The organism is Micromonospora sp. NPDC018662, from assembly GCF_044391475.1.
Classification (GTDB): Bacteria; Actinomycetota; Actinomycetes; order Mycobacteriales; family Micromonosporaceae; genus Micromonospora.
Genome location: NZ_JBISAC010000004.1, coordinates 79,195 through 94,585 on the forward strand (window position 1 = coordinate 79,195; position 15,391 = coordinate 94,585).

Here is a 15,391-nt window from a genome sequence, read left to right on the forward strand (position 1 = left end):
GTCGTGCTCCTTCTCAGAAGAGCTTCCAGACCGACGTTCAGGAAGAGCTTTCGGACCAACGGGTGATGCGGGCGCTGACGATCTTGATGAGCCGGTCGACCAGGACCGCCTCGACGGCGATGACGATGGTGCCGATCAGCACCACGGGGGTGTTCAACGTCCGGCTGGCCTGCATGATCAGGCGGCCGATGCCCTGTTCGGCGCCGAGGAACTCGGCGGCGACGACCACCGCGAAGGCGAGCGCGCTGCCGATCCGCAGCCCGGAGACGAGTTCGGGGACGATGGCGGGCAGGATCACGGTCCGGTAGACCTGCCCCTCGCGGGCACCGAGCGAGCGGGCCGCGCGACCGTAGACCGGGCTGACGTTGTTCGCCGACACGATCGTGTTGACCACCATGACCATGAAGCAGGCCAGGGAGCCGAGGAAGAGCTTGCCGCTGTCACCGATGCCGAACCACAGGATGACGAACGGAATCAGGGCCACCGGCGGCACCGGCCGCAGCGCCTCGATCAACGGGGTCAGGGTGAAGAGCAGCACCCGGGAGCGGACCATCAGCAGCCCGACCAAGACCCCGATGGTCGAGCCGAGCAGCCAGGAGAAGAGGACCCGCAACAGGGTGGCGGCGGCGTCCGGGAGCATGCTGCGCCAGATCTGTTGTACGGCGGCGAGCACCTCGCTCGGGGCGGGGAAGTAGAGCGGCTTCACCGTGCCGGTGAGGTCGGTCAACGCCCACCAGAGCAGCAGCAGCGCCACGATCACCCCAGCGCCGAGCCCGATCCCGACCAGAGCGGACCGGTCGCCGGAGCGGGGACGGGGCAGTCGTGCCTCGGTCGTGGTCACGCCGACACCTCCCGCAGGCTCCGGGAGATCTGGATTCGCAGGTCCTGGAAGGCCGAACTGCCCCGCAGGTCCAGGTCGGCGCGGCGGTCGAACGGCACGGTGATGTCCTGGTGGACCCGGGCCGGTCGGGGCGTCATCACGATCACGCGTTCGCCCACGAAGAGCGCCTCCTCGATGTCGTGCGTGACGAAGACGATGGTCTTCGGCTCGGCGACGTTGACCGCGTGCAGCGCCAGCCACATCGCCTCGCGGGTGAAGATGTCCAGCGCCCCGAACGGCTCGTCCAGCAGCAGGACCTCTGGGCCGGAGGCATACGCGCGGGCGATGTCGACCCGCTTGCGCATGCCGCCGGAGAGCTCCTTGGGGTACGCCTCGGCGAAGTCGGCCAGCCCGACCAGCTCCAGGTAGCGGTCTACCCGCTCGCGTCGGGTCGCCCGGTCCACCCCGCGCAGCCGCAGCCCGTACTCGACGTTGCGGCGTACCGTCAGCCACGGGAAGACCGCGTCGGACTGGAAGACCACCGCCCGGGAGCTGTCCGGCCCGGTGACGGGTCGACCGTCCACCAGCAGCCGGCCGGCGCTCGGGCGCAGGAAACCGGCGATCAGGTTCAGCAGCGTCGTCTTGCCGCATCCGCTCGGCCCAACCACACAGACGACCTGGTGCTTCTCGATCTGCAACGTCGTACGGGACAGCGCCAGCACGTCGCCCCGACGGGCCCGGAACTCCTTGCTGACGTCCTCGATCTCAATGACCGTCACGGTCGTCACCTCCTGTCGTGGCCGGCGGCGGGGCGGTGGTGCCCCGCTCGGTCAGGCTGACCGGCAGCACGTGCCGGCCGGGCTCGGCGTCCGACCCGGGGTGCCCGAGCACCCGGAGGAGGACGGTCGTGGCGAGTGATCCCATGCCGACCGCGTCCTGCCGGACGGTGGTCAGGCCGGGGGTGACGTGCCGGGCGGCCCAGATGTCGTCGAAGCCGACCACCGAACAGTCGACCGGCACGGTCAGACCGACCTCCCGCAGCGCCCGCAACGCGCCCAGCGCCACCAGGTCGTTGAGGGCGAAGATGGCGGTGACCTCGCCGGCGCGGATCAGGGTGGTCAGCTCGACGGCGGCCTGGTAGCCGGACTCCTCCTCGAAGGAGCCCTTGACCACGGTCGGCGCCCGCCCCACCAGCTCGATCCAGGTGGCGACGAAGCCGTCGACCCGCTGGATGCTGCTGACCAGATCCGGGCTGGCCCCGATCACCGCCGCCCGGCGGTGCCCGAGCCCGGCCAGGTGGTGGGCGGTGAGCACGCCGCCGGCCCGGTTGTCCGACACGACGGTGGCGGCGGCCAGCTCGCCCAGCTCCTCGTCCACCGCCACCATCGGGATGCCGGCGAGTAGCTCGGCGAGGTGCGGGGTCGGGGCCGGGGCGCCGGCCGCGTAGACCACCCCGTCGACGGCCTGCGACTTCAAGGTCTCCAGGTAGAACAGCTCGCGCTCGGAGGTCCAGCCGGTATTGCCGAGCAGCACGTTGAAGCCCCGCTCGATCGCGGTCTGCTCGACTCCCTTGGCCAGCTCGGCGAAGAAGCTGTTGCCGATGTCTGGCACCAGCAGCCCGATGGCGCGGGTGGTGCCCCGGGCCAGGTTCTGCGCGGTGCGGCTCGGCACGTAACCGAGGTCGCGCATGGCTTCCCGGACGAGATCCTGGACCCGTTGACTGACCGGCCGGTTGCCGCTCAGAACGTGGGACACGGTCGCTCGGCTGACTCCGGCCCGAGCGGCCACGTCACTGATCGAGACCGACATTCCACCTCCTACGCAAACCGGTTTGTCAAACCGGTTTGCGCCACTGTAGGGGTCGGTATAACAGCACGTCAAGAGGTAGTTCCAGGGATGTCCGGCGGGTTCGGTTGCGGTCGATGGATCCGGGTGTCGGGGTTCTCGCTGCGCAGCCCGTCGTCTCGCATTGTGGGAGCCGCGAGTGGGGTGAGTCGCGATGTCCTGCCGGGGATCTCCGATGCCACCTTTCGATACACCGGCGAAGGGTGGGGGCTCCTCCAGTTGCACCACGGCGGAGTCCGCGAGACGGTCCGCCTGGCGAGGGCGGCGCCGGCTGCCGGGGATGCGCGATGCCTCGACGGCGGGTCGCTGATGTTCCGCGGTGTCCACGGCGAGGTCCCGCCGGAGGAAGAGGCCGTCGTCCGTGGGAAGCACGGCCTCCAGCGTCGCGGTCGTGGACTGGCTCCCAGAGACCTCGGGTCCCCCACCGGATCGGCGGGAGAACCCGAGGCTGGATCAGCGGCCGATCCAACGAGAAGAGGCGCCGCAGGTCATGCCGTCGGCCTGGCTTGGTGCAGGATCTGGGCCAGCTCGACCGGTCGGCTGAGCATCGGCCAGTGCCACGTCGGCAGTTCCTCGTACCGCCACGAGGTGCCGGCCATGTGCTGGCAGAGCGGCATGGTGGCGGCCATCTGGCGTACCTGCTCGACGGTGAAGCTCGACAGCACGCCGAGGCGGGGCAGCTTCTCCCACGCCCCGGTGAGCCGTACCGGGGTGGTGGCGGTCGCCCACGGTTGGGCCGTCGACCGCTCACCGAGCAGCGCGACGACCGACTCGTCCACGTCTGCTGCGGTCGCCGCTAGTTGGGCCCACGGCGGGGGCGGCAGTCGCCAGCCGTCGCCGTGTTCGGCGACCGCCGCCGCGTTGCGTTCACGCTCCTGGGGTGGGTTGAAGTCGTCGTTCGCGGCTCCGTCGGGGAGCGGGCCGGTGTCGACGAACACCAGTTGCGCTATGCGGTCGGTCATGCGGTCGGCGGCGGCGGTGGTCACGACCGCGCCGGCGTAGCTGTGCCCGACGAGGACCACGTCGTGTAGGTCCTCGTAGCGCAGCAGGTTGACCACGTCGGTGACGTGGACGCCGAGGTCGGTGTCCGGTCGGGCCAGGTGGGCGCGCTCGCCCAGGCCGGTCAGACTCAGCGGGTACACCTCGTGGCCGTGCTCACGCAGCGCGGCGGTGACTGGGCGCCAGGCCCACGCGCCGAGCCAGAACCCGGGAACCAGTACGAATGTCGTCATGCCTGACACGCTACGATCAATACTGGACAGATTCCGCCCGGATTAGGAGTCAGACTATTGGCCCGGCCCACCGCGCGAGTGCTGGCGTTGCTGGAGATCCTGCAGGCCGGTGGCGACTTCACTGTCGCCGACCTGGCCGGGCGGCTGGGCGTCGACGAGCGCACGGTCCGCCGCTACGCCGCGCACCTCGCCGACCTCGGCATCCCGGTCGAGGCCCGGCGCGGTCGCTACGGCGGGTACCGGCTCGCGCCCGGGTACAAGCTGCCGCCACTCATGCTCACCGACGAGGAGGCGGTCGCCGTCATGCTCGGGCTCGTCGCCGCTACCCGGGCGGGGCTGGTCACCGCCGAAGGCGCGGCCGCCGAGAGCGCGACCGCGAAGATCCGCCGGGTACTGCCGGCCGTCCTCGCCCGGCGGATCGATTCGCTGCTGGACACCGTGGACTTCACCGCTCCGGCCCGCAAGTCCGCCCCGCCCGGCATCGAGGTGCTGCTGGTGCTCGCCGAAGCGGCCCGACATCAGCAACCGGTGAGCATCACCTACACCACCTGGCGCGGCCGGTCCGGCGAGCGGCAGCTCGACCCGTACGGGCTGGTCTTCCACGCTGGCCGGTGGTACGTCACCGGGCACGACCACAACCGCCAGGCCGTACGGACGTTCCGGCTCGACCGCATCGGGGCAGCCCGCCCCGCCCAGGGCGGGTTCGACATCCCGGCCGGCTTCGATCCCACCACGCAGGTACTTGCCGGTCTGGCAGCCGTGCCTTACGCGCACGACATTTCCGTGGTGCTTCACACCAGCATGGGGCAGGCGCGGCGACGTATCCCGCCCTCGGTCGGCACGCTCACCGAGGTGCCCGACGGAGTGCGCCTCACCACCCGAGCCGAACGGCTCGACGGGGCGGCACAGATGCTCGCCGGGCTCGGCTGGCCATTCACGATCGACCGGCCGGACAACCTCAAGGACGAGATACGCGCCCTGGCCGCCCGACTGCTCACCGACGCCAACGCCGGCGGGTGAGCAGCAGCCGGGCCCCCCCGAAACGCCCTGGGAACCTTCTGTCGCACCGGCTCCGTATGCGGCGCCGATCAGGTGCCGACGCGGCGTGTCTCGTAGGCCCACATGACGATCTCGACGCGGTTGCGGGCGTTGAGTTTGCGCATCAGGGCGGCGATGTGGGTCTTGACGGTGCTGAGGCTGATGGCCAGCTCATCGCCGATCTCGCTGTTGGTCCGCCCGCGAGCGGCAGCCAACAGGACCTGTTCCTCGCGAGCGGTCAGCGGCTCGACAGGCTCGGGTGGCACCGAGCGCGGGCGGCTGTTCGCGAAGGAGGACAGGAGCCTCGCGGTGATGTTCGGTGCGATCAGGGCGTCGCCGCGGGCGGCGGCATGGACGGCCTGGGTGAGCATCTCGGCGCCGGCGTCCTTGAGGAGGAAGCCTCGGGCGCCTGCCTTCAGCGCGCCGTAGACGTACTCGTCGAGGTCGAAGGTGGTGATGACGACGACGGGCAGCGGGTCGGCGACGTCGGCGCCGGCGAGCCGGCGGGTGGCTTCGATCCCGTCGACCTCGGGCATGCGGATGTCCAGCAGGCACACATCGGGACGCAGCGAACGGGCCATGGCGATCGCCCGGCGGCCGTCGGCGGCCTCGCCGACGACGGCGATGCCCGGCTGGGCGTCCAAGATCATGCAGAGCCCTGCCCTGACGATGTCCTGGTCGTCAGCGACCAGCACGCGGATGGTCATGACGCCCGCGCCGTCCGAGGCAGCGAGGCGTCGACGCTCCAGCCGCCGTCCGGGTCAGGTCCCGCCCGGAGGGTGCCGCCGAGCAGGCTCGCCCGCTCGGCCATGCCGCGCAGCCCGTAGCCGGCGTGCGGGGAGCTGGTCGTGCTCGCCTCGCCGTCATCGCGCACTCGCAGGTGCACCTGGCTGCGGGATGCGGTGAGGTCGACGGTGACTCCGGTGGCGCCGGAGGCGTGGCGGGTCGCGTTGGTGACCGCCTCGGCGGCGATCAGGTAGAGGGCGGTGCCGACTGCTGGCTCAACGGCCTCGACGTCACCGGAGACCCGCACGCGGACGCCCAGCACCTCGCCGCCGGTACGAGCGAGTCGTTCGACGTCCATCACCCCCCGCCGCGGGGCGAGATCGGCGTCCGTTCCGTCGCGCAGCACCCCCACGAGGGCTCGCATCTCCTTGAGCGTCCGGGACGCCTCTTCCTCGATCGTGACCAGGGTGGCCAGCGCGCGCTCCGGATCTGCGGCGGACAGCGCGCGACCTGCCTGTGCCTGGACGGCGATGGCCGAGACGCGGTGGCCGACCGTGTCGTGCAGCTCGCGGGCGAGTTCGTTGCGCTGGTGAAGCCGCACCTGCTCGATGTCGCGGTCGCGGCTTCTGGTGCGGTAGCGCACTGCCGCGCCGAGCGCGGCCGAGAACAGGAAGAAGCCGTAACCGGCGACCTTCTCCGCGGGTGAGGTCGGTTCCGCGATGAGGGTGACGGGTAGCCAGATGAGGATGATGCCGAGCCCGAGAGCAGCCTCGCGACCTGCCCCCCAGCGCAGCAGGGCGTACGGCAGCACAAGCAGCCCGGCGATGCCCAGCGGACCGGTGGCATCAATGACCGCGATCCTCGCGATGTCGAACGCGAGAACGGCTCCGAAGGCAACGGCGACCGCGGCCAGCGGTCGCGTGCGTCGCCACAGCAGGCACGCCGCGACCACGACGCTGACCCCGACCAGCAGCGGCGCCCATGCCCTGTCGTCGCGTAGCAGTACCTCGACGAGCGAGATAGCGACGAGAGCCGAGGACAGCGCCCAGTCCCGCCAGACCCGCACCGGCGGGCGTGCGGGGCGAGGCTCAGCCCAGATCGCAGCAAGCATGCTTCCCCCTCCCGGACAACCGTAAGGGGGCCGCCGCTCGGTCGGATCAGTCGAAAGTACGGCGAATGTCCCGTGCCGGCGGCCAGGACAACGCGAGCCCGCAAGCGGATGTGGCGGCCGTCAATGCTGGTCATGGTTGAGACATCGAGTGAGCCGACCTGGCTGACGCCAGCACACAGGAGACGTGATGACCAGATCCACCACATCAGCCGCTGCGCTCCAGGAGCCGCACATCCCGGTCCAGGCGAAGCTCGCCGCGGCCTGGGCCAGCTTCATGTTCCTCTACATCTACGTCGACTACCTCGCCCTGTACAAGCCCGGCTTCATCGACGAAATCCGGGGCGGCGTCGTCCACGAGTTCGACACCGGCCCCACCTTCGTCGCCCTTGCGCTCACGCTCATGGCCATCCCGATCCTCATGATCCTGCTCTCCGCGACGCTCCCCGCCCGTGCCAACCGGGCCACCAACCTCGTCGTGGCGACGCTCTACATCCCCGTCTCGGTCTACAACGCGGACGGCGAGCCCTGGTCCTACACCTACTTCTACGGCCTCTCCATCGGGCTCGAGGTGCTGCTCCTGGCCTTCATCCTGCGCGCCGCGTGGACCTGGCCCCGGAGAAGTCGCGCCACCACCGGCCGCGACCTCGCCCAGGCCCGGGTGTGACGCTGGCGGCAGGCCCGGTGTGCGGGGTCGGTGACAGCGGCTCCGGCAACAGCGACCACGAGCGAGGCCGGTCCCCGGCGAGGTGAGGGAGCGGCCGCGGCGATCCCGGCAGATGGTCCGCTGAAGAGGCACCTGGCAGCAGAGCCACCCTTGCGAGAGGGTGGCTCTGCTGATTCCATCGTCAGTTGTCGTTGGTGGTCAGCGGCCCGTCACCGCCGGGAGAACTCATGTCAACCCTCATGCCGCAGGCCTGGGCACAGGTGACCGCCGGCCTCCATGCCGATGGCTGGTCGGTGACCTCTGACGACGAGGCGCCGACGTTCACCCGAGAGGCCCATGGCGAGCTGCGGTATCAGCTGCAGGTGAGTCTGACCGAGAGGCGGGCCGGCCTGTCCATGCTTCCGTCGGTAGGCGTCGAGCACCAGACCGAGGCCCGGCTGTTCAGCAGATTCCTCGGCCTCGCCGAGGAGGCGGAAGCCGGCGTGTGCATGGTCGGACGCACCCTTCCGGATCTCCTGCCGACACGCGAGGACCCACCGCCGCCATACGGGCGTTGGCTCGGACGAGACAGGGCCACTCTCGATGAGGCGGTGGCGCAGGTACGAGACGACATCCGTCGGCATGCGATGCCCTTCCTGGCCTCGTTCCGCACCATGCAGGACGTGATCCGGTCGGCCTCGGGCGAGACCTCACGGCAACAGAACGACGAAGCGCACCTGGCGATAGCGTGGGCGCTCGAAGGACAGACCGACGAGGCGTTGACGGCGCTTGACCGCTTCGCCGGGCAGGCTCGAACGCAGCCGCCATTCGTCGCCGAGCAGTCCTGGGCCTTCGTCCGTCGCTTCATCAACCACTTCGACGTCAGCCAACGATCCACCCTCGCTCGTCCGTCACTGATTCGGTGATCAGCAGCCGGCCCGGCTCAGACGCTGGGCCGTACGCTGGAGTGCCTGCAGCCTGCACGCCCGCTACCCGCGGCGCACCCACGCTCAAGCCGCCGAGGCGGGCCAGGTGTCGCTGGTGAGGCTTACCGGATCACCGCCGCTCTGCTGGCCAAGCTCGGAGACGCCGAGCTGGCGTGGCCGGCCGCCGACCGGGCGATGGCCACCGCACCGGCCTGTCGCCCGGGACCTCCTCGTCGAAGTGGCCCGCGGCCCCCGCGCCTCGACCATGATCGCGAAGCTCGCGGCCACGCTCGGGGTGGGCTGAGCTCGCCGAGGTGCTACGAATGGAGTGTGCCCGACCTGACGAGCTCCGGCGGCGCCGCCTCCCTGGAGACTGCGCGGCTGTTGTTGCGTCGCTGGCGGGACGAGGATCTGGACAGGTTCGCCGCGGTCAACGCGCAGCCTGAGGTGATGCGCTACATCCATGACGGCCGCACGCTGGATCGGGCTGCGACGGCGGCGCGCCTGGCCATCTATCGACGGCACTGGGATGAGTACGGCTTCGGCCTCTACGCGGTGGAACTCAGGGAGACCGGTGAGCTGGTCGGGTTCACCGGCTTGGCGGTGCCGACCTTCCTGCCCGAGATCATGCCGGCGGTGGAGATCGGCTGGCGGCTCGGCCGGGCACACTGGGGTCGGGGCCTGGCCACGGAAGCCGCCCGGGCCGTGGTCGCCCACACCCGTGCCGCGCTTGGCCTGCGGCGGCTGGTCAGCATCCATGTGGTGGGCAATGAGGCGTCCGCGCGGGTGATGGTCAAGCTGGGCATGTCGCTGGAACGCGAGACGGTGCAGCCGGACACCGGCCGCCGGGTCCGGGTCTACGCGATGGACCTGTAGGACGAGGCATCGGGCTGCGGAACGCCGACACCGCTCTGGTCAGCCGTCACCGCCGGCCGGTGGCGCGTACGTTCTCAGCGGTTGTGGTGCGGACGCCGGGCGCGAAGGAACGCCGTGGCCATCGTGCGCCGCGTCGGCGTGCCGGCCGCGGCCAGGGCGGTCATGTACGTGTCGAGACGCTCGCGTTCGTCGTCGGTCAGGGCGGCGGTGATCGCTTCGCCGTACGTGGGGACCAGGGGGTTGGGTGCCACCCGGGACGCCGGCTACCAGACCGAACTCGCCGACGACGACGTCTACGCGATCGGTGCCGACGGTGACGGGAACCTCTACGTGGTGCTCGCCGACGGGCAGGTCGGCCTCTGGTTCCACGAGGAGGAGGTCGTCGAGGGCGACACGCGCTTCGACAGTCTCGACGTCTTCCGCTGGTCCGTCGTGCGCTACCACGCGGTACGGGCGGGGGCGCTGGATCGGGCGGCGGTCGAGGCGGACTTCCGCTCGCTGGGCCAGGACGGCGCGCTCGCCCCGGACCTCGGGCTGCTCGCCGACATGAACCGGCGATCGGCGAGGGCGCTCGGGGGGTCGCCACGGCGATGAGTTCCGCTCAGGTGCCCGGTCTGCATTCCCGTGCACCCGCTCTCCCCGACTTCCCCGGAGAGCGTCATGACCGCTACGTACCGGAGGCACGCGTGAAGCTTCTACTCACATCCGCAGGTGTCCAGAACCCGAGCATCCGCGATGCGCTGGTCGAGCTGCTGGGCAAGCCGATCGCCGACTCCAACGCGCTCTGCATCCCGACGGCGTGCTACCCCATGGGTGGGCCCGCCTCGGCCTGGCGCTTCATCAGCGGTCGGACGCCGTTACCCATGTGCGGCCTGGGCTGGAAGTCGGTGGGCGTCCTCGAGCTGGCAGCGCTGCCCAGCATCGGTGCGGAGCGGTGGGTCCCCTGGGTCCGGGAGGCTGACGTCCTGCTCGTGTCCGGCGGTGATGCGACGTACCTGAGCCACTGGATGCGGCAGTCCGGGCTGGCGGACCTCCTCCCTTCGCTGCGGGACACCGTCTGGGTGGGGTTGAGTGCGGGGAGCATGGTGCTGACCCCACGGATCGGTGCGGAGTTCGTCGCGTGGCAGTCCGCGCCGGACGACCGCACACTGGGGCTCGTCGACTTCTCGATCTTCCCGCACCTCGGTCTCGAGCCGGACAACACCATGGCTGGTGCCGAGAGATGGGCGGCCGAGATCGGGGGTCCGGCGTACGCGATCGACGACCAGACGGCCATCAGGGTGACCGACGGCAGCGTCGCCGTCGTCTCCGAGGGGCACTGGAAGCGGTTCCCCTAGACGAGTCGGCTGACGGACCTACCCGAGCAGCGTCGCCGCCGCGGCCAGGGTGGCCAGCGACAGCGTCGTGGTCACCACCACCGCCCGGTTGGCGACCGCCTCGCCGACGCCGTACTCCTGGGCGAAGATGAACGTGTTCTGCGCCGTCGGCAGGCCCGCGCACACCACCACGGCGAGCAACTGCGGCGCGGACAGGTGCAGGGCCAGCCCGGCCGCGTACGCGATGAGCGGCTGTGCGACGAGCTTCAGGGCGGTGATCACAGCCAACTCGGCCAGCTTGGCCGGCTCTGCCGGCTCGGTCGGCGGCGGCGCTGCGCGGTGCAGCGACGCGCCGAGCGCGACCAGGGCGGCCGGAACCGCGGCGCCCGACAGTAGGGTGAGCGACGCGGCGGCCGCCGACGGCAGGCGCAGGCCGGCGGCCGAGCACGCGACACCGAGCAGCGACGCCAGGATCACCGGGTTGCGTACCGGCAGGGAGGCGATACGGCCGACCCGTACCCGCCCGGACGGGTCGCCGTGCCGGTCCAGGGCGACCAGGATCACCGGCGTCACCACCAGCACCTGAATCAGCACCACCTCCGCCAGGAACGACACGTTGCCCAGCACCTGCGTGGCGATCGGGATGCCGAGGTTCGCCGAGTTCACGTACCCGGCGGCCATGCCCCAGATCGGCCGCTCGCCGGGCTCGCGACCGAACAGCCGGCTCGCGCCGACCCAGCCGAACCCGACGACCGTGGCCGTGCTCACCCCGAAGGCGAGCAGCGAGCGGCCGGCGAACCCGGACAGCGGCATGCGGGACAGGGTGAGGAACAGGGCGGCCGGCATCGCCAGATGGAACACGAACCGGCCGAACACCGACGCCACCGCGTCGCCCAGCAGGCCCCGGCGACAGGCCGCGTAGCCGACCGCGGTGAGGATCCAGATCGGTACGAACGCCGACACCAAGCTCATGCGGCCGACCGTACGGCGGGTCGGGACCCGGACCAGCTCCATGGCGATCATCGGCGTCCCTCGCTACGATCTGGTACCGAAAGACTACTGGGCGTCAATGGATGCTGTCTGTGTGCCCTGGACGCCGGCAATCCGGCACCGCCGCGCACGTGGTGCCGGGTCGAGGATCACGCCGTTTCGACGAAGGGGATCCGGATGACGGAGAGCGCGCAGACCACCGAGAGCCGAACCGTTCCGCCCGCGCGGCCGTACCCGTTCAGTGTGCCCGACCGCCTCATCGTCGATCCGACCTACGGCGAGCTGCGCGAGAACGAGCCGATGACCCGGGTGAAGCTCCCCTACGGCGAGGAGGCGTGGCTCGCCACCCGGTACGAGGACGTCCGGATGGTCCTCGGCGACGTGCGGTTCGGCCGTGCCCTGGCCGTTGCGCGCGACGAGCCCAGGCTCACCCCGCGCCAGCAGTACAGCGGCATGCTGACCATGGACCCGCCCGACCACACTCGGCTGCGTCGGTTGGTGGCCAAGGCGTTCACGGCACGTCGGGTGGAGGCGCTGCGACCCCGAACCCAGGAGATCGCCGACGCGCTGGTCGACGACATGGTCCGGTCCGGTCCGCCGGCCGACCTGGTGGAGCACGTCGCCACGCCGCTGCCGATCCAGGTGATCTGCGAGTTGCTCGGCGTCCCGTACGCCGACCGCGACCGCTTCCACACGTGGTCCGAGGCCATCGTCTCGACCACCTCCCTGCCCCTGGAGACGATCCAGGAATATCTGAACAGCCTCTGGGGCTACATGGCTGATCTGGTCGCCGAGCGTCGCCGCGAGCCGGGGATCGACGACCTGCTCGGCGCGCTGGTGCGGGCCCGCGACGAGAATCAGGATCGGCTCAGCGAGACCGAGCTGGTGGAGCTGGCCGGAGGGCTGCTCGCGGCCGGCCACGAGACCACTGTCACCCAGATCCCCAACTTCGTCTACGTCCTGCTGCACAACCCGGACCAGCTCGCCCGGCTACGGGCCGACCCGTCGCTGGTGCCGGCCGCGGTCGAGGAACTGCTGCGGTACGTGCCGCTCGGCGTCGGCTCCTCCTTCGCCCGGTACGCCAAGGAGGACGTCGAGGTCGGCGGGGTGCTGGTGCGGGCCGGCGAACCGGTCCTCGGCTCACTGTCGTCGGCGAATCGGGACGGTACCGTCTTCGCCGACCCGGACCGGCTGGATCTCGACCGCGAGCAGAAGCCGCACCTGGGCTTCGGGCACGGCGTACACCACTGCGTCGGCGCACAGCTGGCCCGCATGGAGTTGCAGGTCGCCGTCGCCACCCTCGTGACCCGCCTGCCCGGATTGCGGCTTGCCGTACCGGAATCCGACCTGGAGTGGAAGCGGGGCATGTTGGTGCGAGGTCTGCTCAGCATGCCGGTGGCCTGGTGAGCACCGCCTGGCGGGTCGGGGTCGACTCGCGCCGCTGCATCGGCACGAGCATCTGCGCCGGCACCGCGCCCGAGCACTTCCACCTGGTCGACGGCCGGTCCGCGCCGCTGGCCGACGTCGTCGCCCCGGCCGAGGTCGTTCTCGACGCCGCCGACTCGTGCCCGGTGGAGGCGATCACGGTCCGCGACGCCACCGACGGCCGGTTGATCGCGCCGCAGGAGTGACCCGGAGCCGAGCCCGGCAGGCTGCGTTCGAGAGGGGCAGCCGCGGTGTCACCCGTGTGTGGTGGGGTGGTGGTCGGCCGGGCTGACGTGCGCCGCGAGAGGCGACCGGACTCGATCGCGGTCTCGCGCAGCTCGGGCAGGCCGATGACGATCAGCCAGGCCCGCAGCCAGCCGCACTGTCCGCCAGGGCGGAGAGTACGCGCTGCCGCAGGGACTCGTACTGCTGCCGGCATCTCCCGGGCGGACCCGGCGGACGTTGCTGCACCCGGGCGCCGACGACGGTTTCGTACGAGTGGAACTGGTCGGCGGTGAGGTCGACCTCGTCGCCGTCGGGCAGCCGGTTCCAGTAGTGGTAACCGACCTTGACGTCCCCGACGAGGACCTCGCCGAGGACGAGTTCTCCGCCGAGGAGGTCCTGGATGATCAGCGCGGTGACGCCGCACTGACCACGGGCCGGGTTGTCGGGACGCCAGTCCTCGAGGTCGTGCGGGTCACAGGTGTCCGCCCCCCAGCTCGCTCGCAGGATCGGCCGCAGCCGCTCCAGGTCGATTGTCGGAGGATCTTCTCGCGGGTGGCCTTCTCCGGATGTCACCCCCGAAGGGTGCGCCCTGTACCGGGTCGAGGGTCAAGGGAAGAACGGAGCTACCGTCACCCATGCCGGCGGGTCGGCTTCGCCATGATCGCGAGACTCGCCGCCACACTCGGGGTGGGCCGAGCGGTGGAAGCGCCGATCCCCTATTGCCCGGTTCCGACGGCGGGGGCACTGATAGAGGGCGATTGCCGATAGTGTTCTCAGCCACACTGCCCGCGCGTCCGGAAGGGTTCTGCCATGAGCTTTGGTCGTCGGCGGCTGTCGCGAACTGTCGCCGCCGCGCTGGTCCTCCTCGCCGGGGTGGCTGTCCCCGCCGTTCCCGCCGAGGCGGCGAAGCGGGGTCCGGACCTCGTGGTCGACGCGTCCGGGACCAGGATCCCGCTGGGGGTCGAGAAGAAGACCCTCTATCTGAAGATCAGCAACCGGGGGGATGAGACCCCGCGCGAGGTCGTCGTCAGGGTTCGCCAGCCGGCGGAAGGCCCTGACCCCCTGCCGGTCGCCCTGATCTGGCACTCAGGGGGCGTGGGCGAGTGCGACGGCGACTTCGGGGGGTTCTACTGCCAGCTGTTGCCGGAGCTGATTCCGGGGCCGGGCGAGACCGTCGACGTTCCCATCGACGCAACTGTCTACGGAGCCGCGGAGCCCTACGAGGGCAGGTTCGAAGCGTCGGTCACCATCGGGCCGGACAAGGACGCGAATCCGGCCGACAACACCAGATGGTTCCCGCTGGTGCTGGTCGACCAGCCCAGCGCCGACCTCTCGGTGGTCGCCCGCGACGTGAAGCAGTCCGTGCGGATCGGCGCTGACGGCACGCCCGAGCCCACCGGGGCGTTGCACCCGGGTGAGCTGGGTGCGGTGTGGCACGCCGTCGCCAACCAGGGCCGGAAGGCGGTCAGCGGGGTGCGGATCACGCTGCGCCTGCCCAAGGGCGTGACCTTCACCAGGCAGCCGACCCAGTGCGTGCTCGGCGACGGCGGGCGGTCGGCGGTCTGCACCTACCCGGACCTCACCCTCGTTCCGGCCGCCGAGGACACCGATCCGGACGACGCGACCTACTCGGCGGTCGAGCTGTACAACCTGGTGACGACTGCGGCATCCGCCACCACGCCGGCGACGTTGCGGGAGGGCACCGTGCAGGTGGAGGGCCTCGCCGAGCGGTCGACCACCGACCGTGCCAAGCCGGCGCGGACCGAGCTGCCCGCGAACGCCGTCGCGGTACGGGCGGCCGACGTGGACCACAGCGACAACCAGGACGGCTTCGCCGTGCTGTTGGCCGCGAAGAGCGGCGGCGGCGATGGCGATGGCGATGGCGGGGGCGGCGATGGCGGCGTCGGCGGCGGTGACGGCGGTTTGCCGGTCACGGGGCCGCAGGCCGGGCTGATCGGCGGAATCGGCGTCGCGGCGCTGGCGGCCGGAGGTCTGTTGTTCCTCGCTGCCCGGCGTCGCCGGATGATCCTGGTGACCCCCGAGGACGAGCGGCCCGCAGCCTGATCCGCTTTCGGCCAGTGCGGGTCGTCCAGTGTCGGGGGGGGGGGGGGGCCAACCCCCCCCCCCCGGTTGCAGTACCCCGGGCCGGGGCGGGCCCGCCCGGCCCCCCCGGGGGGGGGGGCCCCAAAACCCCCCCCCCGGCCCCGGGGCCCCCCAG

18 protein-coding genes are annotated in these 15,391 nt (G+C 71.0%); 9 read left to right on the forward strand and 9 right to left on the reverse strand.

The window, feature by feature from the left end; all coding sequences use genetic code 11:
• Positions 1-37 precede the first annotated feature (37 nt).
• The 4 genes from ACH495_RS14030 to ACH495_RS14045 all read right to left on the reverse strand — a co-directional run bounded on the left by ACH495_RS14030 (position 38) and on the right by ACH495_RS14045 (position 3,897).
• Complete coding sequence (locus ACH495_RS14030; RefSeq protein ID WP_396858112.1) at positions 38-841, reverse strand: ABC transporter permease; 804 nt, start codon at positions 839-841, stop codon at positions 38-40.
• Positions 838-1,599, reverse strand: a complete 762-nt coding sequence (locus tag ACH495_RS14035; protein WP_396858113.1) for an ABC transporter ATP-binding protein — start codon at positions 1,597-1,599, stop codon at positions 838-840. The genes ACH495_RS14030 and ACH495_RS14035 overlap by 4 nt, the downstream gene beginning before the upstream one ends.
• Positions 1,586-2,629, reverse strand: coding sequence for a LacI family DNA-binding transcriptional regulator (locus tag ACH495_RS14040; RefSeq protein WP_396858114.1), 1,044 nt, complete (start codon positions 2,627-2,629; stop codon positions 1,586-1,588). The genes ACH495_RS14035 and ACH495_RS14040 overlap by 14 nt, the downstream gene beginning before the upstream one ends.
• 524 nt (positions 2,630-3,153) lie before the next feature.
• Positions 3,154-3,897, reverse strand: a complete 744-nt coding sequence (locus tag ACH495_RS14045) for an alpha/beta fold hydrolase (RefSeq protein ID WP_396858115.1) — start codon at positions 3,895-3,897, stop codon at positions 3,154-3,156.
• 57 nt (positions 3,898-3,954) lie between these two features.
• Between ACH495_RS14045 and ACH495_RS14050 the strand changes: the two genes are divergently transcribed.
• A complete protein-coding gene (locus ACH495_RS14050) occupies positions 3,955-4,917 on the forward strand; it encodes a helix-turn-helix transcriptional regulator (RefSeq protein ID WP_396858116.1) in 963 nt (320 codons plus the stop codon).
• Positions 4,918-4,985: 68 nt separating this feature from the next.
• Here the strand turns inward: ACH495_RS14050 and ACH495_RS14055 are convergent, their stop codons facing one another.
• Both ACH495_RS14055 and ACH495_RS14060 read right to left on the reverse strand, forming a co-directional pair.
• Positions 4,986-5,642: a response regulator gene (locus tag ACH495_RS14055; protein ID WP_396858117.1), complete on the reverse strand. Its 657-nt coding sequence runs from the start codon at positions 5,640-5,642 to the stop codon at positions 4,986-4,988.
• Positions 5,639-6,772: a sensor histidine kinase gene (locus ACH495_RS14060; RefSeq protein ID WP_396858118.1), complete on the reverse strand. Its 1,134-nt coding sequence runs from the start codon at positions 6,770-6,772 to the stop codon at positions 5,639-5,641. Before ACH495_RS14060 ends, ACH495_RS14055 begins: the two co-directional genes overlap by 4 nt.
• Before the next feature lie 187 nt (positions 6,773-6,959).
• Between ACH495_RS14060 and ACH495_RS14065 the strand changes: the two genes are divergently transcribed.
• From ACH495_RS14065 to ACH495_RS14075, 3 genes are all read left to right on the forward strand, one after another.
• Entirely contained in the window at positions 6,960-7,436 is a 477-nt protein-coding gene (locus tag ACH495_RS14065; RefSeq protein WP_396858119.1) for a DUF6326 family protein, read from the forward strand.
• Positions 7,437-7,663: 227 nt separating this feature from the next.
• On the forward strand, positions 7,664-8,341 hold the full coding sequence (locus ACH495_RS14070) for a hypothetical protein (protein ID WP_396858120.1): 678 nt from the start codon (positions 7,664-7,666) through the stop codon (positions 8,339-8,341).
• A gap of 330 nt (positions 8,342-8,671) precedes the next feature.
• On the forward strand, positions 8,672-9,217 hold the full coding sequence (locus tag ACH495_RS14075) for a GNAT family N-acetyltransferase (protein ID WP_396858121.1): 546 nt from the start codon (positions 8,672-8,674) through the stop codon (positions 9,215-9,217).
• A 74-nt stretch (positions 9,218-9,291) separates the two neighbouring features.
• On the opposite strand, the gene ACH495_RS14080 is transcribed toward ACH495_RS14075, so the two are convergent.
• Complete coding sequence (locus ACH495_RS14080; RefSeq protein ID WP_396858122.1) at positions 9,292-9,468, reverse strand: hypothetical protein; 177 nt, start codon at positions 9,466-9,468, stop codon at positions 9,292-9,294.
• Here ACH495_RS14080 and ACH495_RS14085 point away from each other — a divergent pair.
• Together ACH495_RS14085 and ACH495_RS14090 are read left to right on the forward strand one after the other, a co-directional pair.
• Entirely contained in the window at positions 9,458-9,811 is a 354-nt protein-coding gene (locus tag ACH495_RS14085) for a hypothetical protein (RefSeq protein ID WP_396858123.1), read from the forward strand. The genes ACH495_RS14080 and ACH495_RS14085 overlap by 11 nt on opposite strands.
• Positions 9,812-9,903: 92 nt before the next feature.
• A complete protein-coding gene (locus tag ACH495_RS14090; protein ID WP_396858124.1) occupies positions 9,904-10,554 on the forward strand; it encodes a Type 1 glutamine amidotransferase-like domain-containing protein in 651 nt (216 codons plus the stop codon).
• An 18-nt stretch (positions 10,555-10,572) separates the two neighbouring features.
• Here the strand turns inward: ACH495_RS14090 and ACH495_RS14095 are convergent, their stop codons facing one another.
• Entirely contained in the window at positions 10,573-11,505 is a 933-nt protein-coding gene (locus ACH495_RS14095; protein WP_396858125.1) for an AEC family transporter, read from the reverse strand.
• 195 nt (positions 11,506-11,700) lie between these two features.
• On the opposite strand from ACH495_RS14095, the gene ACH495_RS14100 reads away from it, so the two are divergent.
• On the forward strand, positions 11,701-12,930 hold the full coding sequence (locus ACH495_RS14100; RefSeq protein WP_396858126.1) for a cytochrome P450: 1,230 nt from the start codon (positions 11,701-11,703) through the stop codon (positions 12,928-12,930).
• The gene (locus tag ACH495_RS14105; protein WP_396858127.1) at positions 12,927-13,154 is read left to right on the forward strand and encodes a ferredoxin; all 228 of its coding nucleotides are present in this window, start codon (positions 12,927-12,929) and stop codon (positions 13,152-13,154) included. The genes ACH495_RS14100 and ACH495_RS14105 overlap by 4 nt, the downstream gene beginning before the upstream one ends.
• Before the next feature lie 151 nt (positions 13,155-13,305).
• Here the strand turns inward: ACH495_RS14105 and ACH495_RS14110 are convergent, their stop codons facing one another.
• Positions 13,306-13,746 (reverse strand): hypothetical protein, encoded by a 441-nt coding sequence (locus ACH495_RS14110; protein ID WP_396858128.1) that lies wholly within the window; start codon positions 13,744-13,746, stop codon positions 13,306-13,308.
• A 351-nt stretch (positions 13,747-14,097) separates the two neighbouring features.
• On the opposite strand from ACH495_RS14110, the gene ACH495_RS14115 reads away from it, so the two are divergent.
• Positions 14,098-15,237, forward strand: coding sequence for a hypothetical protein (locus tag ACH495_RS14115; protein ID WP_396858129.1), 1,140 nt, complete (start codon positions 14,098-14,100; stop codon positions 15,235-15,237).
• The last annotated feature ends 154 nt before the right edge of the window (positions 15,238-15,391 follow it).